Origin of the sequence: Shewanella sp. 2_MG-2023, assembly GCF_030548905.1 — a bacterium.
Lineage (GTDB): Bacteria > Pseudomonadota > Gammaproteobacteria > Enterobacterales > Shewanellaceae > Shewanella > Shewanella electrodiphila.
In genome coordinates this window covers 1-25,867 of record NZ_JAUOSO010000028.1, presented here as the reverse complement: position 1 = coordinate 25,867, position 25,867 = coordinate 1, and the positions used below count along the sequence as shown (strand labels likewise).

At 42.4% G+C, this 25,867-nt stretch carries 22 protein-coding genes and 2 pseudogenes; 12 read left to right on the top strand and 12 right to left on the bottom strand.

The features are described from left to right. Window positions 1-152: 152 nt before the first annotated feature. From Q4600_RS20085 to Q4600_RS20070, 4 genes and pseudogenes are all read left to right on the top strand, one after another. A pseudogene (locus tag Q4600_RS20085) lies at window positions 153-353 on the top strand (hypothetical protein). An 18-nt stretch (window positions 354-371) separates the two neighbouring features. Then, window positions 372-1,580, top strand: a complete 1,209-nt coding sequence (locus Q4600_RS20080) for a multidrug effflux MFS transporter (protein ID WP_229371793.1) — start codon at window positions 372-374, stop codon at window positions 1,578-1,580. Between the two features lie 135 nt (window positions 1,581-1,715). Beyond that, entirely contained in the window at window positions 1,716-2,315 is a 600-nt protein-coding gene (locus Q4600_RS20075) for a tRNA-uridine aminocarboxypropyltransferase (RefSeq protein WP_303518291.1), read from the top strand. A gap of 23 nt (window positions 2,316-2,338) precedes the next feature. Next, the gene (locus tag Q4600_RS20070; RefSeq protein WP_229371782.1) at window positions 2,339-2,695 is read left to right on the top strand and encodes a hypothetical protein; all 357 of its coding nucleotides are present in this window, start codon (window positions 2,339-2,341) and stop codon (window positions 2,693-2,695) included. Here Q4600_RS20070 and Q4600_RS20065 read toward each other — a convergent pair. Then, entirely contained in the window at window positions 2,692-4,161 is a 1,470-nt protein-coding gene (locus Q4600_RS20065; RefSeq protein WP_303518265.1) for an ATP-binding cassette domain-containing protein, read from the bottom strand. The two genes, Q4600_RS20070 and Q4600_RS20065, sit on opposite strands and share 4 nt — an antisense overlap. Window positions 4,162-4,401: 240 nt before the next feature. Between Q4600_RS20065 and Q4600_RS20060 the strand changes: the two genes are divergently transcribed. The 4 genes from Q4600_RS20060 (at window position 4,402) to Q4600_RS20045 (ending at window position 9,287) form a co-directional block, all read left to right on the top strand. After that, complete coding sequence (locus Q4600_RS20060; RefSeq protein ID WP_303518268.1) at window positions 4,402-5,703, top strand: amidohydrolase; 1,302 nt, start codon at window positions 4,402-4,404, stop codon at window positions 5,701-5,703. A gap of 43 nt (window positions 5,704-5,746) precedes the next feature. Beyond that, on the top strand, window positions 5,747-7,075 hold the full coding sequence (locus tag Q4600_RS20055; protein ID WP_229371770.1) for a pitrilysin family protein: 1,329 nt from the start codon (window positions 5,747-5,749) through the stop codon (window positions 7,073-7,075). Continuing rightward, a complete protein-coding gene (locus Q4600_RS20050; protein ID WP_303518271.1) occupies window positions 7,072-8,514 on the top strand; it encodes a pitrilysin family protein in 1,443 nt (480 codons plus the stop codon). The genes Q4600_RS20055 and Q4600_RS20050 overlap by 4 nt, the downstream gene beginning before the upstream one ends. Window positions 8,515-8,714: 200 nt before the next feature. Next, entirely contained in the window at window positions 8,715-9,287 is a 573-nt protein-coding gene (locus Q4600_RS20045) for a hypothetical protein (protein ID WP_303518274.1), read from the top strand. A gap of 44 nt (window positions 9,288-9,331) precedes the next feature. On the opposite strand, the gene trmL is transcribed toward Q4600_RS20045, so the two are convergent. The 5 genes from trmL to Q4600_RS20020 form a co-directional block, all read right to left on the bottom strand. Next, entirely contained in the window at window positions 9,332-9,796 is a 465-nt protein-coding gene (trmL, locus tag Q4600_RS20040) for a tRNA (uridine(34)/cytosine(34)/5-carboxymethylaminomethyluridine(34)-2'-O)-methyltransferase TrmL (protein ID WP_102526760.1), read from the bottom strand. Window positions 9,797-9,948: 152 nt separating this feature from the next. Beyond that, a complete protein-coding gene (locus Q4600_RS20035; protein WP_303518277.1) occupies window positions 9,949-11,328 on the bottom strand; it encodes an ATP-binding protein in 1,380 nt (459 codons plus the stop codon). Then, window positions 11,328-12,014, bottom strand: coding sequence for a response regulator (locus tag Q4600_RS20030; protein ID WP_102526762.1), 687 nt, complete (start codon window positions 12,012-12,014; stop codon window positions 11,328-11,330). Before Q4600_RS20030 ends, Q4600_RS20035 begins: the two co-directional genes overlap by 1 nt. 113 nt (window positions 12,015-12,127) lie before the next feature. Then, window positions 12,128-12,967, bottom strand: coding sequence for a DUF4437 domain-containing protein (locus tag Q4600_RS20025; RefSeq protein ID WP_303518279.1), 840 nt, complete (start codon window positions 12,965-12,967; stop codon window positions 12,128-12,130). A 323-nt stretch (window positions 12,968-13,290) separates the two neighbouring features. Continuing rightward, on the bottom strand, window positions 13,291-14,721 hold the full coding sequence (locus tag Q4600_RS20020; protein ID WP_303518280.1) for a cytochrome C biosynthesis protein: 1,431 nt from the start codon (window positions 14,719-14,721) through the stop codon (window positions 13,291-13,293). Between the two features lie 404 nt (window positions 14,722-15,125). On the opposite strand from Q4600_RS20020, the gene Q4600_RS20015 reads away from it, so the two are divergent. Further along, window positions 15,126-15,629, top strand: coding sequence for a Spy/CpxP family protein refolding chaperone (locus Q4600_RS20015; RefSeq protein ID WP_102526765.1), 504 nt, complete (start codon window positions 15,126-15,128; stop codon window positions 15,627-15,629). Window positions 15,630-15,694: 65 nt separating this feature from the next. Next, window positions 15,695-16,567, top strand: a complete 873-nt coding sequence (locus Q4600_RS20010) for a cation diffusion facilitator family transporter (protein WP_102526766.1) — start codon at window positions 15,695-15,697, stop codon at window positions 16,565-16,567. Between the two features lie 126 nt (window positions 16,568-16,693). On the opposite strand, the gene Q4600_RS20005 is transcribed toward Q4600_RS20010, so the two are convergent. From Q4600_RS20005 to typA, 6 genes are all read right to left on the bottom strand, one after another. Beyond that, a complete protein-coding gene (locus Q4600_RS20005; protein ID WP_102526767.1) occupies window positions 16,694-17,206 on the bottom strand; it encodes a gluconokinase in 513 nt (170 codons plus the stop codon). A gap of 185 nt (window positions 17,207-17,391) precedes the next feature. After that, window positions 17,392-18,807, bottom strand: coding sequence for a nitrogen regulation protein NR(I) (gene glnG, locus Q4600_RS20000; protein WP_102526768.1), 1,416 nt, complete (start codon window positions 18,805-18,807; stop codon window positions 17,392-17,394). 30 nt (window positions 18,808-18,837) lie between these two features. Continuing rightward, a complete protein-coding gene (glnL, locus tag Q4600_RS19995; protein ID WP_303518287.1) occupies window positions 18,838-19,875 on the bottom strand; it encodes a nitrogen regulation protein NR(II) in 1,038 nt (345 codons plus the stop codon). A 135-nt stretch (window positions 19,876-20,010) separates the two neighbouring features. Beyond that, on the bottom strand, window positions 20,011-20,550 hold the full coding sequence (locus Q4600_RS19990) for a DUF4124 domain-containing protein (RefSeq protein ID WP_102526769.1): 540 nt from the start codon (window positions 20,548-20,550) through the stop codon (window positions 20,011-20,013). A 91-nt stretch (window positions 20,551-20,641) separates the two neighbouring features. Beyond that, complete coding sequence (locus tag Q4600_RS19985) at window positions 20,642-20,953, bottom strand: pyrimidine/purine nucleoside phosphorylase (RefSeq protein ID WP_102526770.1); 312 nt, start codon at window positions 20,951-20,953, stop codon at window positions 20,642-20,644. A 212-nt stretch (window positions 20,954-21,165) separates the two neighbouring features. After that, on the bottom strand, window positions 21,166-22,980 hold the full coding sequence (gene typA, locus Q4600_RS19980) for a translational GTPase TypA (RefSeq protein WP_102526771.1): 1,815 nt from the start codon (window positions 22,978-22,980) through the stop codon (window positions 21,166-21,168). A 468-nt stretch (window positions 22,981-23,448) separates the two neighbouring features. Here typA and glnA point away from each other — a divergent pair, with 468 nt between their 5' ends. Next, complete coding sequence (glnA, locus tag Q4600_RS19975) at window positions 23,449-24,858, top strand: glutamate--ammonia ligase (RefSeq protein ID WP_102526772.1); 1,410 nt, start codon at window positions 23,449-23,451, stop codon at window positions 24,856-24,858. Window positions 24,859-25,208: 350 nt separating this feature from the next. Continuing rightward, a pseudogene (locus tag Q4600_RS19970) lies at window positions 25,209-25,867 on the top strand (hypothetical protein); the annotation flags it as partial.

The window sequence follows — 25,867 nt, the reverse complement described above, 5'->3', positions numbered from 1 at the left end:
CTCAAAGGAAATTTACTTAGGAAATCATACCATTTCTATTCATACCATGAGTAGTCTAAAATGCGCTCCATAATTAACACCTAGGGCCTGTTGATCTTTGCTGGTTAAGTTTTGTTCGAAATAAAAGCGTTTTAATCGAGGCGAATGAATTGATGCCTAGTCATCTAAGCAAAGTTCATTCAACAAAGAGTAAAACGCTTTTAGTCGAACCCTTCGGGCAGAGTTTGTTGGTCATTTTTACTGCGTTATCGACTTTTTATGTAGAATAACTACACCACAAAGTCTCTGCCTTGTACAAATGACCAACAATTCGCTGCAAAAACAACCTCGAAAGATCAACAGGCCCTAGATAAAGAAAGAGTATAAAGAAAATGAGACGTAACTTGCTGCCAACACTGATGTTTATGGTGCTACTTAGCCCATTAGCCATCGATATTTACTTACCGTCAATGCCGACTATGGCAGTTGAGTATGGTGTAAGTGGTAGTCAGATACAGTCGACGTTGGTGTTGTTTTTATTTGCTATGGGTCTTGGGCAGATTTTGATTGGGCCGTTAGCTGACCGCTTTGGCCGCCGCCCAATTGCACTATTTGGTATTGTTTTGTACGGCATCAGCAGCCTCATTGGCGCAATGGCGCAAGAGTTTGAAGTATTACAAATTGCCCGTGTGTTGCAGGGTTTAGCGGCTTGTTCAACCTCTATCGTGGTGTTTAGTGCGGTTCGCGACTGCTATAGCAGTAAAGAAAGCGTTAAAATGTACAGTTACCTTAATGGTGCGATTTGTGTGATACCCGCGTTAGCACCGACATTAGGTGGCTTATTGGCACTACAGTTTGGCTGGCGCTCAACCTTTATCTTTATGGCGCTATACGCCATTGTCGTATTAGCTATCGTACTGTTGAAATTCCCTGAAACTCGTCCTGAAAATACTGACACCAGCGGCGCTCTTTATCGCTGGGCTCGCTATAAACCAGTGTTAAGTGATGCACACTTCTTGTTTTATGCCAGCACTTGCATGGTCGCAATGGCGTCAATTGTTACCTACGTATCGTATTCACCTATGTGGCTAATCGGTGAGCTAGGGGTGAGTGAACTTGCCTTTAGTGGTTTATTTGGACTCAATGCAGCAGTGAATATTGCAGCGTGTTTTGCGGCGCCAGTGTTAGTGAAACATATTGGTAATCGCCCCGCTGTGGTAGTGGCATTATCAATGATGTTATTAGCTGCTGTGCTTGAAGTTGTGGTGCAATTAGCCGGGCCTCAATCAGGTTTAGCTGCTGGCTTTGGCTTCATGTTACCTATGATGCTGCTTTGTATTGGCTTTGCTATTTTGCTTGGCCCTGCCACTTCTATGGCGTTATCAGCCTTCGGTGAGCGAGCGGGTACTGCAGCAGCAATGTTAGGTTGTATTCAAATGAGTGGTGCGTCAGTGCTTGCTGGATTAGTGCAAATGACCGATCTAACCGCACCTTATGCTGTTGCCTTGTTGATGGGCGGTCTATCTTTATTATTGCTAGTGATGATGTCGCTTAAAGGTTTAAATCATTTGCATATGGAGCAAGTTCATCCTGAGCATTAATGCTTAAACTATAAGCTATACAATAGTCTTAATCATGCCGCTGACCGAATAGTTAGCGGCATTGTTGTTTATAATACATTAACGCTAAAATAGACGTTGAAAGTATGGTTCGGCATAAATTAATAGAGGTGCGGTATTAGAGTTATTTGTGAAGGTTGTGGCTATCCAACCTCGACCTGTATTTGCGACAGTTTGTCTCCAATGACAATTAAGACTGAAGTGATTGTGCTGCAGCATCCTTCTGAAGTTGAACATGCCAAAAACACGGTGAAGTTATTGTGTTTAACCTTGCCAGCGACGAAAGTGGTGGTGGGTGAAACGGCGGATGACTTTGCTGAGCTGCAAGTTTATTTAAAGGAGGCAGGTAAACCGGTTTATTTAGTTTATCCTAGTGAAACCAGTCAAAGCGCCGCTGACTCTGGCGCCCCTGAAGAGTGCATTATCTTATTGATTGATGGCACTTGGCGCAAAGCCTTTAAAATGCTCCAGCTAAACCCATGGTTATTGGAGTTACCTGCGCTGCATATTGAGTTTGAAGGGATATCGCAATATCGAATTCGCAAAGCAAAGCGTAGTGATAGTTTATCAACCCTAGAAGCAACAGCGTATATGCTTCAAGCTATCAGCCCATTAATGGATATTGCGCCTATGTTTGCAGCCTTTGATGCAATGGTGCAACATAAGCTAGATGCGATGCCTGCAGCCGTGCGTGCTCGCTATGTTCAAGAGAAATAGCAGCAACAAAAACAAGGAAGATAATGAATATGTTGAACCGTATGATGGCAATGGCTTTTATGAGTTTGATACTCGCAATCTCTTTTACTGCAATAGCCAATGATAAGCCACGCCTAACCTTATCCCAGCAAGCTGATCAAGGCCGAATTGATTCTAAAAAGACTGAGCAAAGTCAGTTAGAAAAAGCTCGAAAAGCCGCCAGCGATACCCAATCTCGCGAGCAAGAAGTTCTAGAACGCCAAGAGTCAGGCGAATGGGAAAAAGAACAAATAGAGAAATCCCAAGCTCAGTTTAAAGAGCGAGAGTCTCGCGCTGATAAATACCTGCGCGAAGCCAAAGAAGCCGCAGCTAAAGAACGTAAAATTGAAGAGCAAGATTAACTTATAACGCTTTTATATCCTTCGGTCTGTTCATTTTCTACAAACTCTAAGTAATTGTTGATGCTAGCTAAATTATCTTCATGATAATGAGAGACATATAACAGCTGGCTCAAGTTTTCCCGTGCAATCAACTCAAGGGTATTTCTCACTAACCTTATCCCCAAGTAATCTAATCCTTGATAGGGCTCATCTAATATTAATAATGTAGGTTGTTTTACCAAGGCTCGAGCGATTAACAATAGTCGTTGCTGACTATAATCTAGTTGCTTGATAGGTGTGTTAGCCAATGCTTCCATGTGCAAAATCGTTAACCAATCTTTAGCCATGTCTAACTGGGGGGCAGTGGCTTTTTGGTAAAGGCCAATTGAGTCATAAAAACCTGAGAGGATCACATCAATAGCGCTACAGTTAACGCGATATTGCAGATGTAATGCTGATGACACCATGCCAATATGCTGTTTAATTTCCCAAATGGTTTCGCCACTACCACGCTGCTTGCCAAAGATCTGTATATCGTTGCTATAGCATTGCGGATGGTCACCGAAAATCAACCCTAATAAGGTACTTTTCCCACAGCCATTAGGGCCTTTGACCTGCCAGTGTTGGCCATTATCAATGCGCCAATTCACGTCAGTGAAAATGGTTTTATCACTATAGGCGACTTTGCCATTTTTCAATTCAAATATCGGATTTTCAAACTTGCTTTGGTGACGGTGTCGTTGCATCAGCGCTAGCATTAATTCACTTTGTACCTTAGATTGCGACTTAATTTGCCCGATAACAGGGTGACTATTCCAGCTGGATTTATCCATAACAGTGTCTAATTTCCCATGGCTGAATATCGCCACTTGTTCAATCCATTGAGGCATATCTTCTTCACGAGAAAATATCACCATCATGGGAATTGGTAACTGATTTAAATAAGTTGTAAGTGATGCTCTGTGGTCGATATCTAATCCTGCAAATGGGTTATCTAGTACTAAGAAATCCGGCTGAGAGGCAATGGCACGAGCCAACATGACACGGCGGGTTTCACCTGTTGATAGCTCTCGAAAGCCACAATCTTTAAGATGCTGCAAATCTAACTGAGTGAGTAACGTTTCAAGTAACGCGCTGTTTGCCAGGGGCGGTATCTGCTGGCTGATAAGTTGAGTAACTGTGCTGCCGGTATCAATTACATTGAGAAAGTCGGTGTCATCATTTTCAATTTCTAAAGCCAATAACCTTTGCTGCTCTGCTAGTGAAACTTGCGCAATGTTGTTAGATGATTTTTGTAAGCGACCAGAGGTGATTTCAATGGTTTGATGAGGGATATTATTACTTGCACATAGTAAGTCACCAATGACTGAACCTATGTCGTTATGGGCACAGAAAACGGCCCATGACTGATTTTGAATATGCCAATCAGCGATATCGAGACTGACATTACAACTCTTGGCAGTAAGCTCACTAAACTTTATATCCATTAACCTTAACCCTTTAATATTTTGCTGTTGGTCAGTTAAAAATCACCATTACACTATCTATTTGAAGCATAACAAGGTGGTGAATAAAGCCAAAATATTGTTTATATATAAGATGGAGTGCATACGTAGTAAACAAATCGAAACAATTTCTTCAGCCTTGCTGTAACAAATTATTTAACAACTTCGGCTAGACACTGTAGATTAAATCGCAACAAAAACGATAATAACCATGGATGATTTATGCGCCTCACGACTCTCGCACTGTGCCTTGCGACACTTTCTGCTACTTTTGCCCCATCAATATTGGCTAAAACCCCTGATGCAGCTCAGCTAGCCGCTGACGTTGAACAGAAAGTGATTGAGTGGCGCCGCGACTTACATCAACACCCTGAGTTATCTAATCGTGAATTTAGAACCAGTAAAGTCATTGCAGCTCACCTTGAATCTTTAGGTTTAGAGGTGCAAACCGGCATAGCTCATACAGGGGTGGTAGCGATATTAAAAGGCGCCAAGCCTGGTCCGCTTATTGGTATTCGCGCTGACATGGATGCGCTGCCAGTAACTGAAGAGGTGGACTTACCGTTTGCATCAAAAGCCACTGATACATACCGAAATCAAACCGTTGGTGTGATGCATGCCTGTGGTCATGATACTCATGTGGCTATGTTAATGGGCGTTGCTGAAAACTTAGTAAAATCTCAATCAAGCCTTGCTGGTGATGTGATGTTTATCTTTCAGCCTGCCGAAGAAGGTGCCCCAGCGGGTGAAGAAGGTGGTGCGGAGTTAATGCTTAAAGAAGGCTTATTTGCTAAGCGCAAACCTGATCAAGTCTTTGGTATGCATGTCACTTCAAGTTTACCTACTGGTGTGATTGGCCTCCGTTCAGGCCCTGCAATGGCATCAGAAGATTCTTTCACTATTACCGTTAAAGGTCGCCAAACTCATGGTTCACGACCTTGGGGTGGCGTTGACCCTATTGTGGCATCAGCGCAAATCATTAATAGCGTACAAACCATTATTAGTCGTCAGGTTGATGTTACCAAAGCGCCAGCTGTCGTCAGTTTTGGGGCGATTAATGGCGGCATTCGTTCAAACATTATTCCTGATGAAGTGGAACTAATTGGTACTATTCGTACTTTTGATCAAGATATGCGTGCAGAGATAAAAGTAAAGCTTGCTGAAATCGCAGAGCTTTCAGCCAAAACATTGGGTGCAACAGCAATTACCGAGATTGATGCGGGCTACCCTGTTACGGTCAATGACCCACAACTCGTTGCCGATATGCGCCCAGTGATCCGCAGTGTAGTAGGCAAAGACAATTTGATTGAACCTGGACTGATTACGGGCGCAGAAGATTTTTCATATTACGCGCTAGAAACACCCGGTTTATTTTATTTTCTTGGCGTGACCCCAGCAGGGAAAGATCCTGCCACGGTTGCAAGTAATCACTCACCGTCATTTTATGTGGATGAAAGCGCACTAAAAGTTGGCGTTCAAACGATGACACAAGTTGCCTTAACGGCATTAGGCGCAACGCAATAGACAGCACAATGTCGTATTTTACAATTTATAAAAGGAAGCAATCATGACACGCACAATAGCCGCGTTAGTGGTATTACTGACAACTTGGGTAAGTGGCGCAGCAAATGCCACCACCCAAGAGGATGTGAATACATTTACATTAGATAACGGCATGAAGATTATGGTGCTAGAAGATAGCAGCATTCCCAACGCCAATATGTACTTGTTTTGGAAAGTCGGCTCACGTAACGAAGTACCTGGTATCACAGGTATTTCACACTTTTTTGAACACATGATGTTTAACGGTTCTAAAAAGTTTGGCCCTAAAATGTTTGACCGTACGATGGAAGCGGCTGGTGGTGCGAATAACGCGTATACCACTGAGGACATCACGGTTTATACCGATTGGTTCCCTGCTAATGCATTAGAAACCATTTTTGATTTAGAAGCCGATCGAATTGCCAATTTGGATATTAATCCTGAAATGGTTGAAAGCGAGCGAGGTGTGGTGCAGTCTGAACGTACGACAGGGCTTGAAAATTCAAACTGGCGCACCATCCAAGAAGAAGTAAAAAGTGCGGCATTTAGAGCACACCCTTATAGCTGGTCGGTGATTGGCCATGAATCAGATATCGCCGCTTGGAGTTTAGAAGATTTACAGCAATACCATAAAACTTATTATGCGCCGAATAATGCAGTAGTCGTTATCGCTGGCGATGTGAAAGTTGCTGAAGTGAAAAAACTGGCTAAGCAATATTTTGGCGTTATTCCAGCACAAACCCCGCCTAAAGCAGTACGCACCGTCGAGCCTTTGCAAAAAGGCGAGCGCCGCGTATTTGTTGAAAAAGCATCTGTGAGCACACCGAATGTGATGCTGGCTTACCATGTTCCTTCTACTAAACATGAAGATTATTATGCTCTTGATTTACTGAATACCATTTTCAGTGAGGGCAATAGCTCGCGTCTTTATCAAGGTTTGGTCGATAAACAAATCGCGTCTAATGTCTTTTCTTATTTGCCAATGTCATTTGACCCTAACTTGTTTTACTTCATGGGTGTCGCAAATTCAGGTGTTGATGCCGTGCAGTTAGAAGCCAATATGATTGCTGAAATTAATCGCATTAGCTTAGAAGGCGTTACGCAAAATGAGCTTGAAAAAGTGAAAAACATTAAGCTAATGAATTTTTACCGCACCATGCAAACCATTAATGGCCGTGCTAACACTTTAGGGCGTTATGAGCTGTATTTTGGTAGCTATGAAAATCTATTTAGTGCGCCAGAAGCTTATAACAAGGTGACTGTTGAAGACATTCAGCGAGTTGCACAAACTTATTTACGTAAAGCCAATCGCACAGTGGGTGTGTTAGCTGCAACAGAAGGAGCTGACCAATGATTTCATTATCAAGATTTAGCAAAAATACCACAGCATCTGCGATAGCACTGGCTTGTTCGTTAGCGATAACAGGCTGCGCCAGTACCAATGACACTGCGCAAACAGTCGATACTGGCAGTTTTAGCATGCCGCAATATGAGTCGATGACCTTAGACAATGGCCTTAAAGTTAACTTTATGGTGCAGTCAGAAGTGCCGATTATTAATGTGAATGCGGTCATACGTGCAGGTGCTGTTAATGACACCACTTCAGGTGTTTCTTACATGACAGCCAAAAGCTTATTACTTGGTGCTGGCGGTAAAACGAAAGCGGAAATTGAGCAAACCATCGACTTTTTAGGTGCGAGTTTAAATACCGCATCAGGCCGTGAAAGCACATTAATTGCTGCTGATTTTATGAGTAAGGATGTTGATACGGTTCTGGCGATAATGCAAGACGTACTCATGTCGCCTGACTTTGATAGCACTGAATTTGAGAAACTGAGGCAACGTGAAATTGTTGGCTTATCACAAGCTAAAGAGAGCCCACGAGCAGTAATTGGCCGATACTACAATAAAATGGTCTTTGGCCAGCACCCGTATGCGAATCCAACAACAGGTAATAGCACCTCACTAGCTGAGATTAATATTGCCCAGCTGCGAGCATTTCACAAAAGCTATTATCAGCCAAGTAACATGGCCATTAATGTTGTCGGCGACTTTGACGCCGCTGAAATGAAAGCGAAATTAACCCAAGCCTTTGGTAACTGGCAAGGCACTGAAAAAGCGGTGCAACCTGATTTAACCCAAGGTTTACCAAAGTTATCATCGAGCAAAGTCCTGCTGGTGGATAAGCCTGATGCCATTGAGACCACCTTCATTTTTGGTGGCTTAGGGATCCGTCGTGATAACCCTGACTATGTCGGCTTAACCGTAGTGAATACCATTTTAGGTGGCCGTTTTACCTCATGGTTAAATGATGAGTTACGTGTCAATGCTGGTCTTACTTACGGTGCTCGTTCAGGCTTTAATGCTTATTCTGATGCTGGCACATTCCAAATCAGTACCTTCACAAAATCTAGCACCACTAAAGAAGCAATGGATTTAGCTTTAAAAACCTATGCGCGTTTATGGGAGCAAGGTATTGATCAACAAACGTTAGATTCAGCCAAAGCATATGTAAAAGGGCAGTATCCACCCAAGTTTGAAACAGGTGGCCAGCTAGCTGAACTCATGGCTGATATGTATATCTACAAGTTTGATGATTCGTTTATCAATCAATTCCAAGCTAAGGTCGATGGTTTAACGCTAGAAGAAACTCAGCGTTTAGTCAGCACTTACTTCCCGCAAGATAATTTGCAGTTTGTATTGATTGGTAATGCTGAAAAAGTGGCAGACATTGCCAAAGAGTACGGTGAAGTGACTCAAATTAAGATGACGGATGTCGGCTTTGGTCAATAATTCACGACCATAAAGTTTGAACTGGTTAATTGGAAATGCCTTTCATCTAAGATGAAAGGCATTTTTTATTGCAATCCATTAGCTTGCAAACGGAATGCACTTAAAAAATAACGCTTTTTAAAAACCTAAATTTGAAAAAACAGCTGAAATAAAATAGTGTTCTTGCTAGTTCATCGTTGAAGTGAAAGGTTGCGCCGTTGATGCTGTATCAAACTGTCTTAATGGCAGGTAAAAATCTGCTTATGTTAACCATGGTATTGATGGCCTTGATAATGACACCTGCTGCGATTGCGGCCAAAGTGGATATCAGTCAGTTTTGCCCAGTACTTGATGGCGATTGGGAAGGTTCAGCGGCTAAAAGTGGTGTCGCGCCAAGACATGTGACCACAGCGGCGATTTGCTCATCAGACAAGCGGAATTTGATGCTGACAGTGAGTCGTGGCGACAGTAACCCAAACAGTGAAGTGTGGTGGTTTAGAGCACAAGGTAATGATGTGTTACTGACCTACACTGATGGGGTGGGTGAAGATCGTGAGCAATTATTCAGTTTATATCAACGGGGAAATAGCTTTACGTTTTTAGGTAAAGGGCAAATGAATCAGCGTCCTGCATTAATCAGGTTAAGGTTTGAGCCCAAATCTTCGGTCGGTTCTAAAGAGGAACAAGCTAGCTATGGTAGCTGGCTGTGGCGTCAAAGCGCTCACTATCTCGATGATGATAGCGAGCAATATCAGTTAATTCGTGCGATAGAGCTGCGGCCTGTAGCTCCATAATTCATGAATGTTTGTCACGATTAACTCTTTTCTTTATATAAGAGCTATTCAGCGCCTGCGTAATCAAGCTGACGCCAAGCTTCATAGCTAATAATGGCCACTGAGTTAGACAGGTTTAAGCTGCGATTACTCGCCGCCATTGGGATGCGCAGACGTTGACTGGTCGGAATCGATTCAATAATCTCCATCGGTAGTCCACGGGTTTCTGGGCCAAATAACAATACATCATCTTTGGCAAATGCCAATTCACTATGTGGGCGGCTACCTTTAGTGGTGCACGCCATAATGCGTTTTCCTGCCATTGCTTCTAGAAATGCTTCAAAGTTTTTATGGCGAGTAATATTGGTTAAATCTGAATAGTCTAACCCTGCACGGCGCAGTTTCTTTTCTTCTAAGTCAAAGCCTAGTGGTTCAATCAAATGAAGTTTAGCGCCATTGTTAGCACATAGGCGGATAATATTGCCGGTATTTGGGGCGATTTCTGGTTCATAAAGAGCAATATTAAACATGGGCGTTACCTTGATTGAGTGAGCTCGGAATTATACGCAAACATTCTAGGCTGGGAAAGAAATGATGAATTTAGTCTGTGTAACAGATTAAATCCATCACGCTTAATGAGAGATGTACGTCGTTGACCCGTTGAGCGGAATAAAGCTCAACACTAACTCAGCATTTTTAAAGGTAAGCGGATCTTGAGCTGTAAGCCTTGTGGTTCAAGGTTGCTGGCAATGATTTCCCCTTGATTTAACTTAATTGCTGCTTGAGTAATGGCTAAGCCTAAACCCCAACCGCCAGATTCACGAACACGTGAACTATCAGGGCGATAGAAAGGTTTAAATATCTCTTCAAGCTCAGCGTCGTCAATACCTGGACCATTATCACTAATGGTGATCAGGATATGGCTTTTCTTTTGCACTGCATTAATCGTAACCCTGCTATCAGCATATCGAATCGCATTACGCAGTACGTTTTCGATGGCGCGCGATAAAGATTTTGGATAGTGGTCTAAGCTGATTGATTCAGGGATATCAATTTCTAATTGCTTCTGCTGTTGCTCGGCTTCAAATTCAGCATCATCAAGGATTTGGCTTAATGATTCAGCCAACTCTAAATGGACTTTATTCTCATTGTTACTGATGGTGACACGAGACAAGGTGAGTAGCTCTGAAATCAAATCCTCTAGTTGCTCGGCTTCGTAACCAATACGTTCAATTTCAACACTGCTTTGTTCTTTTTTGCGAGCAAGTGCTAGGGATAACTGTAATCGCGTCAGTGGGGTTCTTAGTTCATGGGAAATATCGCCCATGAGCCTTTGTTGATTGTTAATCATGGTTTCGATAGCGTCGGCCATGCTATTAAAGGCTTGTGCTAACTCGCCAATTTCATCGCCACGGGTGGCAACTTTTTTATCAACTCGGCTAGATAAGTCACCGCCAGCAAGGGCATTAGAACTTTGCTTAAGTGAACGAAGTGGCTTTCCTAAGTTCCATGCTAACAATCCGCACAAAACACCAGACATCAACATTGCAATGATGACTGTGAGTAACTTGTGGTCGTTAAAAAAGAAAAACCAAGGCTTAGGGTGATTATCAGCGATACGGCTGTAAACTCGGTATTGACGCTCACCAGCGATAAAGGTGTATGGGCCAAAGATAAGCTCGGTGCGAAACTGATGGCTTATCGGTTCTTTGTGGTCTTCACTTAACAGCAAAAATTCACGAAAAGTACGAGGCACTTTTTGATGATTTATGACCCGACTTTCATCGTCAAGAATATAAAACTTGAGCGCTTTACCTTCAGGACTGCGATGACGGTTGAGTTTTTTTAACGCACGAGTATTTTCCAGTAGCTCTGGTTCTTCGATCAAGTGCTTCGCTACTCGTTTGAGAAGGTGCTCTTGTTTATGGGAAAGCGGCTGTTGATCGTGATTTTGTTGTAAAAAAGGCAGCACGCCGACAAAGCCAATGATTAACGAACTGCATAACCAAAAGCCCAGCAGCAATTTAACAAATAAACGGTTTATAGAAGGTAATAACGTCATTATGGGATCCAGATATACCCTTTGCCACGAATGGTTTTCACCCTTGGACGACCATCTTTACGCTCAGGTAACTTCTTGCGCAAATTGGATAAATGCATATCTAAACTACGATCAAATGGCATTAATTTTTTGCCTAATACGGTTTCACTTAGCTGCTCTTTAGTGACCAAATCACCGGCTTGGGTAATTAAGCTGTGCAGTAGTGAGAACTCTGTGCCCGTGAGAATAATAAGCTGTTCATTACAGTAAAGCTCTTGTCTGGCCTGATCTAAACTCAAATCACCAAAAGAGATTGTATCTTGTTCACCACTATCGGCTTGGGTAAGGGCTGAGCGGCGCAAAATCGCGCGCATACGGGCGATTAGCTCACGATCATTAAACGGTTTTGGTAGGTAGTCATCAGCGCCAATTTCAAGGCCAACCACACGGTCAATTTCATCACCACGAGCCGTCAGCATTAGCACTGGGGTTTGCTTTTGGGTTCTGAGAGCACGCAAAACTTCAAAGCCGTTAAGCTTTGGCAACATGACATCAAGTAGGATTAAATCAAAATCTTGGTTTTGTGCATAATCAAGGCCTTGTTGGCCATCAAATGCTTGGGTTAAATCAAACCCTTCAAGTTCTAGAAGTTGGGCTAATAATTCTGACAAGCCTGCGTCATCATCAACTAATAAAATTCGACTCATTGGTATCCTCACTCATTTATTAACCACACTATATAACGAATGAGGAACCAAGGTTAGTAACATTGCACTCTTTTACAAATTGGTCAGTGCTACCTGAATGAGATAGAACCCCTCTACGGTTGAGTATTCAACTGGTATTTGCCATCAGTGCGGATATAAATTGTCGCGCCATTTTCTGCGGCTTCGATGTTATGTGAGAACTGACCCGTTGAGCCGAAGTAACTGCCTGCATTAAGGGCTTTAGCGTTATCTGTTTCTGCTGACTGATATTGTAAATTTCCTGCAATCACTATACCGCGAAATTCCTCAGCATCGACGTCGATTTCTCCTTTGTAACCAGCGGGGATTTTGACCATAGTGCCGCCAAGTTTCCCATCGGCGTTACTGCCCCATAACGCAGTCATTTGCACATCATTGCCATTAATAAAGCTAACATCAGTTGGATTTAACCACACATGATTTGATTCATGAAGATTAATTGGCTTTTCTCCACTATCAAAATGCTGATCCGATGGTTTGACAAGATAAGGGCCGCTATCGATTTCTAAGAAAATCGTATTGGCTTCACCATTGGCTGACGTGATGTGGTTTTCGCCAGCGGGTTGAGTCCAAAATGAGCCAGTAGGCATCCACATAGTGGCAGCATCAGGGTCGTCATTATGCATTTGTCCCTTAATCACAATACCGCGATAGGTAATGTTGTGAATGTGCGGAGGCGACGAGAAGCCTTTATTGAATTTAACCAGCATGCCAGTAGGCAAATTTTTAGTGCGGTCGCCCCATAGGTTAGCAGCACCAGGGCTTTTATCACCACGAAGTGGGTTTAGATATCCCCATTGAATTTCACTGCTGCTAATGACTTCAGATTGGAGTTGAGTGGTTTTAGCTATCGCTTGTGTGGCTGAAAAGCTGCCTAAAATAGCAATAGAAATAACGAAAGGAGATAGGTTCATTATAAAAGTCCGCTAGTGGTGTTTAATCAAAACAATATTGATCAATTAATTCTAGTGAATAATTTTAGTGAATAGATTTAAATAAGAAACAGGCTAAAGCTATAAACACTATCGTGTTATTTTTGATAATCGATCTTAGCAGTTGATTCTGTACTTTTGATGCTGACTAATTGGAAATGCCCTATTGGCAATGATCTGTTGGCAATTCCCTATTGGCAATGGCCTATGGAAATGACCAAGGCTATCATTTTTACAAAAAAGCGAACCTGTTTCAGGCTCGCTTTTTTGAAGGATTGAAAGACTGTTGCTTATAAATCCTTGGGTTATTTCTGCATATAACGCTTAATTTTAACCACAATAAACGTCAATAAAATTGAGCCCGCAATTAATCCAACTGAGAACACCACGTTTTGCAGTGCCATAGGATTAATCACCAACATACTGCCTAAACCTAGCATCATAATGCCAGACATGAGTTTAAGCACTTCACCTTCTTTTTCGGTCAGCTTACGCTTACCTAAAGTTGCTGAGAATACGATAACAATAGTCGCCAGTGGAATAACATATATTATGTTATAGGCGATTAAATACATATAGCGTTCAATAGTATCTAAGCCTGAAATCGACAATACGGAGGTGTAAATCATTGGAAAACCCGCAGTACACAATAACTCATAGGCATTAGCGAGGATTGCTAATATGGTTGAGCCAATGATCAGTGTTGGCAAGGAGCTGGTTTTAGAAAGTTTACCCATGCGCTTGATTAGGCTACCTCGATTTTCAACTGACATCGATAAGCTGACATCCCCTTTGCCATAGAAGAAGTCTTTAATATTGACCCCCGCAGCGACTAAAGCGAGTAAACCTGCACCTGTGATAATCCAGCCACCATCGCCACCGCCTAGTAGAATGAACAGGTTGAGCCATGCACTCATAAAGATGAAGTAAATAAAGCCTGAGAAAAATACAAAAATCCCGCCGACTAATAACATGCGCTTGCGACTGCCAGCATTCACCATAATGCTTAGTAAAAATAGCAAGACGAAAAAGGCGCAAGGGTTAAAGGCGTCAACTCCTGCGAGCACCAATGTCAGTACAGGTAATGACATCTTTTCGGGTTGTACAGCACCAATTAATGGAATATCTACGGGTTGCACATGAGGCGTATTATTAGCTTGATTAAGGTTTGAAGTACTGGTGCCTGGATCTAAGTCTAAACCACAGGTACTTGGGTTGTTTGGATCTGAGTCATCAGCACAGGTTTCGAATAATGGCGTGTTAGCCGTTGATTTATCCTCGTAAAAGTCTGCCATTAAATCTTGGCTATTTTTTGCTGCATGAGCGTTACCGCCATTACGTTGGTAGCAAGCTTCTAAACGTTCAAGAATATATCGACCCGTTACGTCATGACTGTTATAACCTAAAATCGCTTCGCCACAGACGGCAAAGTAGGGCACAGACTTAGGCTCAACGCCTGTGTGTTTGCCCATTTCCATTAACTTATCGACATTACCTGGTTCACTGATGAGGTAGTCTTCAAGGTTTATCCAGCTGTAACGTTCTGCAAGAGCATCAATAAAAGGATGGGCTTCACGACAGTGTGGGCAAGTCGATGACCAGAAAAAATGTAAGTTTACCGAGGGTTCGGCGGTTGTTTTGTTGACCCAAATATCAGACTCATCTGCTTGGGCTAGGCCTGACACTGAAACTAACAGGCTAAATAAAATCATTATGCGGGTGAAAAACTTGCTCATCCATAACCTCAACTAATACACCTAAAAGAATTTACCAGAAGCTCAGCACCCTTGATGAAAGTGTGAGGGAAAACTGAGACTTCAATGTTATCTCTGATACAAAACATTACTGTTTGTTCAGTATGGAAATTATTCTTGTTTATATACGTGAACTGGCTCGCATATCTGCTTGATGAAATGAGTTTGTATCTGAATTTGAGATCTTTACATAGCTTTACCGACACATAACCCTTGCTGACATTGCATTCGCTAAACTAGCTTCATACCAAAAACGACTTCAAAGGATTTGTTAGTCAGCTTGGTATAGCAACACCAAATTCAGTTAGCGATGCGAGTTAACCCATGTGTTCAAGCGTCGTGACTTATTCACACAGAATGTATTAAGCAAACAAATAGGTGACATTATGAAATCACGTTTAACAGTAAAAAGCAGTTTAATCGCTCTTGTCGCTTCTTCTGCGTTATTAGCGGGCCAAGTATATGCAACGAGCACTGCAGAGACGACAGCTCAAACTGAGCAGACTCAACAAAAAGGTGAGCGCGGCGGTAAACACCATGGCAAGAGCATGCATAAGAGTGTGCGCAAAATGCTTCGCTCATTGGATTTAACCGAGACTCAAAAAACTGACGTTAAAGCAGTTTTTGAAAAGTACAAAGAAGATAAAGCTGACCGTCCATCTGCTGAAGAGCGTGCAGCACATAAAGCTGAAATGCTAGCGCTGATTAGCAATGCTAACTTCGACGATGCTCAAGCTGATGCCATTATTGATGCTAAGCAACTTAAGATGAAAGAAGGCATGAAAAACTTCATGAAAATGCAAAACGAAATCTATCAATTACTGACCGATGAGCAAAAAGAGAAGTTTGACTCACGTTTTACTAAAGTTAAAAGTAAAGGTCGTCGTTAATCGTTAACTGACTCAGCTATAATAGAGGTCATTACCTTGCTGATTAATGCGTGATTACCTCTACTATGACGAAAGATTCAGAGTACGATTTTTGGGTTAAACTAGCTAGCCGCGCTGCAGTGGCTACAGCCCTAATCCTTATTGTGATAAAATTACTCGCTTGGCTCTATTCAGGGTCAGCGAGTATGCTTGCATCATTAACCGACTCGTTTGCTGATGCATTAGCTTCCATCGTTAACTTCATTGCTATTCGCTATGCCATTTTACCCGCAGATGACGATCATCGTTACGGGCATGGTAAAGCCGAACCCCTTGCTTCGCTTGCCCAATCTGCCTTCATTTTAGGTTCAGCATTTTTATTAATGTTTTATGGTGGAGAGCGCCTATTTAATCCGGTGGAAGTTACCCATGCAGGTTTAGGTGTGGTGGTGTCGATTATTGCCTTAATCATGACTTTTGCCTTGGTGCTGCTACAAAAGAAAGCCTTAGCTAAAACCAATAGTACGGTAGTTGAAGCCGACTCGTTACATTACAAGTCGGACTTATTCCTAAATGGTGCGGTGTTGTTAGCGTTAGTACTGGCACAGTATGGCTGGTGGTGGGCGGATGGCTTATTTGCGGTATTGATTGCTTTGTATATTGGTCATCAAGCTGTTGATTTAGGTTATCGCTCAATTCAGTCATTGCTTGATCGTGAGCTAGATGAAGCAACTCGTGAGCAGATTGTCGAGATTGCCAAACAAGATAAGCGTGTGCATGGCATTCATGATTTGCGTACCCGTCAGGCGGGTAAAACGACTTTTATTCAGTTCCATATTGAGCTTAAAGGATCGTTATTATTACGTGAGGCGCATGAAATTACCGATAAAACCGAACAACGACTGCGAGATGCTTTTGACAGTGCTGAAGTGATCATTCACCAAGATCCAATTAATTAGATTATTAAAGAGCATCATTTGAGTTAATGCGTCGCATCAAAATATAAAAATGCCGCCAACAATTGAATTTGCTGGCGGCATTTTTTCGGTATATGTTTTTCAATATACTCAATACATCAATCAGTATTAATAACCTAACTGACGAAATTGTTCAGTGGCTGCAGTGACAATATTCTCAATCGTATTATCGACATTGACGGTCACGACTAAGGCTTCTTGGCTGGGACTCTCTAAGGTCGAAAATTGACTATCAACCATGTTCTGTTTCATAAAGTGACCGCTTCTGGCCTGCATTCTTGCCAAGATAAGCTCGTAGCTGCCTTCTAAATACAGAAAGGCGACTTGTTGATTACCGTCTCGAATCGTATCACGGTATTGCTGCTTTAACGCCGAGCAGACAATAATGGCAGTTTCGTTTTTCGATTCGATACTGTATGCGGCGTCTCGAACACGTTCCAACCATGGTGCCCTGTCATCATCATTAAGTGGCTCGCCACGAGCCATTTTTTGAATATTGGCACGTGGGTGTAAGTCATCACCATCAATAAACTTGGCATTTAAGCGAGTTGCTAACTTTTCACCAACGGTGCTTTTACCGCAGGCACATACACCCATCACAATAATGGTTTTACCAGTCATGTACTTTCCTTAAGTTAAGGATGTTCTATGTTCTATGTTCTATGTTCTATGTTCTATGTTCTATGTTCTGGGTTCTGGGTTCTGGGTTCTGGGTTCTGGGTCCTGGGTTCTGGGTTCTGGGTTCTCAACTGTGATCCTTAATGCAGTATTGAGTATTGTTCTAAGATTCAGTGAGTCTTTTGCAGTTAATCCATTTCTAGTTCTTTCAATTTACGCGTTAAGGTATTGCGTCCCCAGCCTAGGCGTTTTGCAGCTTCTTGTTTATGACCTTGAGTATGTTTAAGCGCTGTTTTTAATAGAATTCGCTCAAAGGCAGGTTGCACTTCGGTGAGTAAATCACTTTCACCAGCGGCCAGTTTCTCATCTATCCACTGGGTCAATGCGACTTGCCAATCAGATACGCCATTCACTCTCTCGCCAGCACTGACAGGATCTTTTAGTAATTCTGTTGGTAAGTCTTGTGGCAGGATTTCTTGTCCTGATGCCATAACGGTTAACCAGCGGCAGGTATTTTCAAGTTGTCTAACGTTGCCTGGCCAAGGCAATTGCTCAAGTTTGGTGGCAGTTTCTTTGGTGAGTATTTTCGGTTCTACGCCAATTTCTTTTGCTGCAGAGACTAAGAAGTGAGTTGCCAGTTGAGCAATATCTTCACGACGTTGTGAAAGCGGTGGCAGGTGGACTCGAATGACATTAAGGCGATGGAATAAATCTTCACGGAAATCGCCTTTTTGCACCAATAACTCTAAGTCTTGATGCGTGGCGGCAATAATTCGCACGTCCACTTGCACAGCAATATGGCCACCGACGCGATAGAATTGACCATCAGCCAGAACACGCAATAAGCGGGTTTGTACATCAAGGGGCATATCGCCAATTTCATCTAAGAATAAGGTACCACCGTTAGCTTGTTCAAAGCGTCCTTGGCGTACGTTGGCAGCCCCAGTAAAGGCGCCTTTTTCATGTCCGAACAGTTCTGATTCAATTAAATCTTTCGGGATGGCAGCCATGTTTAATGCAATAAAAGGGCTGTCTTTTCTTGGGCTGTGTTTGTGTAGAGCGCCTGCAACCAGTTCTTTACCGGTACCCGATTGACCATTAATTAATACGCTAATTGATGAACGTGATAGGCGGCCGATAGCTCTGAATACTTCTTGCATCGATGGCGCTTCACCAATGATCTCCGGTGTTTTGACCACTTCTGGCTCTTCGCTTGGGACTGGCACTTGCTCCGTTGCATGGGTAAGTGCACGCTCAACCAGTGCGATGGCTTCATCAATATCAAATGGCTTAGGTAAATATTCAAATGCACCAGCTTGGTAAGCGCTGACGGCACTGTCTAAATCAGAATGGGCGGTCATGATGATGACTGGAATATGCGGGTAGTGCATTTGTAAGCGATCAAGCAATGTCAGTCCGTCGGTACCAGGCATACGAATATCCGACACAATCACGATTGGTTGTGAGATCTCTAATGCTTGCCACAATGACTCCGCAGCTGCAAAGCTGGCAGTGGATATTTTAGCGCCGAGTAGCGCTCTTTCTAATACCCAGCGAATTGAACTGTCGTCGTCGAGGATCCAAACTTGTTCGCTTATATTCATGTTACTTCCTCTATGGCCATCAATGGCACGTTATTGTAATGGCAGGATAATAGTAAATTCAGTGTGTCCTGGCGCCGATACACAATCGATTCGACCTCCATGTAGTCGAGCAATATTGTGTGCAATGGAGAGCCCTAATCCTGAGCCCTCTTCGCGACCCGTTACCATAGGGTAAAATAGGGTATCTAATAGTTCGGCAGGGATCCCAGGGCCGTTATCTATAATGGATAATGCAAGTACCAGTTTATATCGCTGAGTTCCAATGGTGACCTGATGTTGAGTGCGAGATCGAATTAAGATTTCACCACCTTCGACTTCCAATGCTTGAGCCGCATTTTGCACTATATTAAGCACTGCTTGTTGCAGTTGGTCGGCATCCATACTCATATCTGGAATTGATGGGTCGTAATCGCGGGCGAGTTTGACCTTTTTAGGCAAAGCTAACTCGGTCAACTTTAAGACTTTCTCCACCACTTGATGAATATTATGTTCTGTATGCTGTGTAGGGCGCTGTGGCCCTAATAACTTATCGACGAGATTTCGCAATCGATCTGCTTGCTCAATTATCAGATCAGTAAACTCTTTTAACTCGGGTTCAGCTAATTCTCGCGACAATAATTGGGCTGCACCACGCAGGCCGCCTAATGGGTTTTTAATCTCATGGGCGAGATTACGCACTAAAAACTGTGCAGCTTGTTGCTGTGCATCGAGGTTAAGTTGCTGGTGAATACGATGTTGTTGATCGACCTGACGCAGTTCCAATAAACTGAGGTTATCTTCGCTTTCCATTGGGATTAAAGTGATATCGATAATATGGTGCACGCCATCTAAGGTGATGAGCGAGGCAGTATTGATGGTTATGCCCTGATTGGCATTAACTGAATCAATCAGTAATTGAATCTCAACTCCCATAGATTGATATAGCTCTGGGAGGCGCTGTTCCACTAGTTTGTTTGCACCAACACCAAGCAGCTGTTCTGCTGCCGCATTGGCATAGTGAGGCCGTAATTCGCTATCAATAACGAAAACTGCGGTAACTAAATGATTCAGCAGATTATTTGTGTCCATCAATTGTCCTGCATAATGAAGTTGCACCATCATGTTGCACCGATTTGGTGCGTTGTGCAACTTATTCTACATCGACAATCAATTTATAAACGTCTGAACAAATAATTCTTATCTATATGAAAGTTATAGATTATATTAAGTTCTAGGTGTTGGTCTAGGCTTATTTAGAATCGATGTCTGATGTAGAAATATCTTTCTAGCAGAACTAGATGCAAGGACTTTGCCGTTTTGGGTCAAAATCTTAACCACTAAATTATGTTCGCCGCGATTCACTTCGGTAACATTAAAAATAGCGCTAGATTGTGGTTGACCATACAGGATGTCGTCGATGTATAACGCGAGTAGGTAACCTTTTGGTAATTCTGGTGCTGCGCTGGCAACAACAGTGAAATTACCTTGGTTATTACGAATGGTTTCTTCTTGGGTTGGGTTAACGATACGGACACGGTAGGTGATAGGTTCAGCGCTCTTCTTCATCACTTCAGTTTCAGTCGGAATGCTGACTGAAATACTATTTTGAGTGTTTGCGTTTAAATCAACAGCTTCAGCATTCTCTCTAGGTTCATCACTATAATGGACTTTACCGTTTTCATCGACCCAACGATAAACGGTTGCATGGCTGCTAGAGATGATAATACTGCATAAAATAAGGCTAATAATTAGGGTTAAGCGCATTTGGGGTTCCTTCACCTTGGGCTTTAATCACCTTAATACTAGCCTCTTTTTAACAAAAAATCAGCAATTACTGATGAACTGAATTTGCTAATTACTTGTACTGACAGCGATATTCGCTCACTTCTGATGTACGGATTTTGAAATTCACGTTGGCATCCAATTCAAAAAGATTACCCGCAGCAACTGTTGTCCATTCAGTGGCTTGAGGTAATAACACCTCAAATTGACCTGAGGTAATGTTCATTACTTCTGCTTGAGTGGTGTCGAAATCATACTCTCCAGGCAATACGACGCCTAAGGTTTGATGACTGCCATCAGTGAAATGAATGGTGCGACTGATGACTTTGCCATCAAAATAAACATTCGCTTGGGTGGCGACATCGACCTGTGAAATAACGCTCATTGTGGTATTCCTTAATTAAATCATGCTAGTTTTATTTTATTGTGTGAATATAAATGCAAACAGGATGAATATAAAGTAATAAAAGGTTATAGGCTAGACTGAATTGTAAAACGAGAAGTGTTCGATTTAAATTTTTATAAATGAGTAATTTACAGGCAATAAAAAACCCGCCTAAGCGGGTTTTTTTAATCATTTAATATGATTAATAACGATTAAGAACCACGGTTGTGACGCTTACGTTCGTTTTCAGTTAAGTAACGCTTACGAACACGAATGTTCTCAGGTGTTACTTCTACTAATTCGTCATCATCGATGAACTCAAGTGCTTGCTCAAGTGTCATTTCGATATGTGGAGTCAGTACTTGTGCTTCATCTGTACCAGATGCACGCATGTTAGTAAGTTGCTTACCTTTCAAACAGTTAACTGTTAAGTCATTTGCACGAGCGTGTAAACCAACTACTTGACCTTCGTATACTTCAGCAGCGTGTCCAATAAATAGACGACCACGTTCTTGAAGGTTAAATAATGCGAATGTCAGTGCTTTACCAGTAGCGTTAGAAATCAATACGCCACGAGCACGTTGACCAATATCGCCGCCTTTCACTGGACCGTAATGGTCAAATGAATGGTAGATAAGACCAGTACCAGAAGTCGCAGTCATGAATTCAGTTTGGAAACCGATTAAGCCACGGCTAGGGATAACGAAGTCGATACGTACACGACCCTTACCATCTAACTGCATGTCACGCATGTCACCTTTACGGGTACCAAGCTTTTCGATAACACTACCTTGATGCTCTTCTTCAACATCTACAGTTAATGTTTCGAATGGTTCACACATCACGCCATCGATTTCTTTTTCGATAACTTCTGGACGAGATACTGCTAACTCGTAACCTTCACGACGCATGTTTTCAATTAGGATACCTAAGTGTAATTCACCACGGCCTGATACGCGGAAACGATCCGGAGATTCAGTTTCTTCAACACGTAGTGCAACGTTATGAACTAGCTCTTGCTCAAGACGCTCAAGGATATTACGTGAAGTGACGTACTTACCTTCTTTACCAGCGAATGGAGAAGTGTTGACTTGGAAAGTCATTGTTAGTGTTGGCTCATCTACAGACAACGGAGGTAGCGCTTCTAATGTAGAAGGCGCACAGATTGTGTCTGAGATTTGTAATTGGCCAAGACCAGTAATTGCAATGATGTCACCAGCGTTAGCTTCAGCAACTTCGTGACGGTCAAGACCCATGTAACCTAATACTTGGCCCATTTTACCGTTACGAGTTTTGCCATCAGCGCCAACAACAGTCACTTGTTGGTTGGTCTTGATGCTACCACGCTTAATACGACCAATACCGATAACACCCACGTATGAGTTGTAATCGATTTGAGAGATTTGCATTTGGAAGTCACCTTCCGCATCAGCATCAGGAGAAGATACTTTCTCTACAATTGTTTGGAAAAGTGGTGTCATGTCTTCGCTAGTTTCATCAGGATCTAATGAAGCGAAACCATTTAATGCAGAAGCATATACGATTGGGAAATCTAACTGTTCGTCAGTTGCACCTAAGTTGTCGAATAAGTCGAATACTTGGTCAATAACCCAATCAGGACGAGCACCAGGACGGTCAATCTTGTTAATAACAACGATTGGCTTAAGGCCCTGTGCGAATGCTTTTTTAGTTACGAAGCGAGTTTGTGGCATTGGGCCATCAACTGCATCAACTAATAATAAAACAGAATCTACCATAGATAGAACACGTTCTACTTCACCACCGAAATCGGCGTGACCAGGAGTGTCTACGATGTTAATACGGTAGTCGTTCCATTTGATGGCTGTATTCTTAGCCAGAATGGTGATACCACGTTCTTTTTCAAGATCGTTAGAATCCATTACACGTTCTGTGGCTTCACCTCGACTTTCAAGGGTGCCAGACTGAGCCAAAAGCTTATCTACCAAGGTTGTTTTGCCATGGTCGACGTGAGCAATAATGGCGATATTACGTAAATTCTCTAACACGGATAAAACCTCTATACCATCAAATAAAAATAGGAGTTTATAGGACTAATAAGTATAGCCACCATAAAAAAGCGTGCCATTCTACTCCAGCAAGGCTTGAGTAGATAGGATTATTTTTGAACACTTGCTTATTTATAAAAATTTAAGCTTTAAAGATAGAAGATAAAATTCAAAAAGGATCATATTGCCGCAATAAAGTGACGCTTTAATGAACTAGATCAATGATGGCGTTAAAACCAATGCACCGAAATGGACTTTTGCACCATTAGTGCGCATAGTGGTGCACCGAAGTTGTGCGTTATTAGTGCCTTACGCGAGAGGGATATTTTTATTGTATTTTAAATCAATGCCTTATCTTTCTGGCATGAAAGTCGCTTATAACAAATCAAATTCGAAAGCAGACGTGATGTCTGACGAATAACAAGATTACATTAAGGGACAACCCTTTACCCTACCGGAGGCTTAAGAATGTCAGTTGAATCAATCCTAAAACAAATTGAAGAACTAGAAGTTAAGTTCGTAGATTTACGTTTTACAGACACTAAAGGTAAAGAGCAGCACGTCTCTATTCCTTCTCATCAAGTGAACGATGACTTTTTTGAAGATGGCAAAATGTTTGATGGTTCATCTATCAACGGTTGGAAAGGCATCAACGAATCTGACATGGTGTTAATGCCAGACCCTTCTTCTTTCTTATTAGATCCTTTCACTGAAGAAGTTACTGGTCTTATTCGTTGTGACATTTTAGAGCCAGCGACAATGACGGGTTACGAACGTGATCCACGTTCAATCGCTAAAAAAGCTGAAGAATACCTAAAGTCTACTGGTATTGCTGACACTGTATTAATTGGTCCAGAGCCAGAATTCTTCTTATTCGACGACGTTAAGTTTGGCACTGACATGTCAGGTACTTTCGTTAAAGTTGACGCGAAAGAAGCAGCATGGAACTCAGGTACAAGCTACGAAGACGGCAACACAGGTCACCGTCCATTCGTTAAAGGTGGTTACTTCCCAGTTGCACCAGTAGATTCATCACAAGACATTCGTAGTGCAATGTGTCTAATTCTTGAAGAATTAGGTCAAGTAGTTGAAGCGCATCACCACGAAGTTGCTACAGCTGGTCAAAACGAAATTGCTACACGTTTCAACACGCTTTCAAACAAAGCGGATGAAATCCAAATCATGAAGTATGTGGTTCATAACACTGCTCATGCATACGGTAAAACAGCGACATTCATGCCTAAGCCAATTGTTGGTGATAATGGTAGTGGTATGCACGTTCACCAATCTTTAGCTAAAGACGGTGTTAACTTATTCTCTGGCGACAAGTACGCTGGTTTAAGTGAACTAGCTCTTTACTACATCGGTGGTATCATCAAGCATGCTCGTGCATTGAACGCATTCACTAACCCAAGCACAAACTCTTACAAGCGTCTTGTTCCACATTTCGAAGCGCCTGTAATGTTAGCTTACTCAGCGCGTAACCGTAGTGCTTCAATCCGTATCCCAGTGGTACCAAGCCCGAAAGCACGTCGTATCGAAACACGTTTCCCAGATCCAACCGCTAACCCATACTTAGCATTCGCAGCGCTGCTTATGGCTGGTCTTGACGGTATCCAAAACAAGATTCACCCAGGTGAAGCAATGGATAAAGATTTATACGACCTACCTGCTGAAGAAGCAGCTGAGATCCCACAAGTTGCAACTTCTCTAGAGAATGCACTTGAGAACTTAGCAGCTGACCACGAATTCTTAACGAAAGGTGATGTATTCAGTAAAGACTTTATTGAATCTTACATAACTCTTAAAAATGAAGAATGTGAGCAAGTATCTCGTACTACTCACCCAATGGAATTCCAACTTTACTACTCTCTATAAGTAGAAGTTGTTTAACGCAGATGCAGTTTGATTAAGCTCATCAACAGTTAACGAAAAAGCCTTTACTGGTTTCAGTAAGGGCTTTTTTATTGCCTGAACATTCATCGTTTTATCCAACTCAACCAAGATGCTTCTGTATTTATAAACACAAACCCTCATTCTCAAATGGTATGTATCAATATGTATCAGATAACTTTTGGTTATGAGTGTTATAAAGATTAACAATTATTCACTTAACAATTGAGTCATTAATATACACCCCATAACAAGCGCTTACGAAGTCAGGTGACTGGTAATGCGACAAGATGGGACCACTCATCGTCATGATTCAAATTAATGAGAGAATACAAATGAAAGTTAAATTAATCGCTACTTTAGTCTCAGCCGCTTTAATGACAGCATGTTCATCGACTGGTTCTAGTGGAAACAATTCTACGCCTTCGCCAGAGTTACCAGTTTCACCAGAAATTGTTAACCCAATTGAAGATGGTACTCCAGGCCAAGGTCCAGAAGATACTCCTAGCCGTCCAATTGAAGATGGTGTTCCAGGCCAAGGTCCAGAAGTAGACCCAAGCAACCCAATTGAAGATGGTACTCCAGGCCAAGGTCCAGAAGTAGACCCAAGCAACCCAATTGAAGACGGTACTCCAGGCCAAGGTCCGGAAGTAGACCCAAGTAACCCAATTGAAGATGGTACTCCTAGCCGTCCAATTGAAGATGGTGTTCCAGGTCAAGGTCCAGAAGTAGACCCAAGTAACCCAATTGAAGATGGTACTCCTAGTCGTCCAATTGAAGATGGTGTTCCAGGTCAAGGTCCAGAAGTAGACCCAAGCAACCCAATTGAAGATGGTACTCCTAGCCATCCAATTGAAGATGGTGCTCCAGGTCAAGGTCCAGAAGTAGACCCAAGCAACCCAATTGAAGATGGTACACCTAGCCGTCCAATTGAAGATGGTGTTCCAGGTCAAGGTCCAGAAGTAGACCCAAGCAACCCAATCGAAGATGGTAC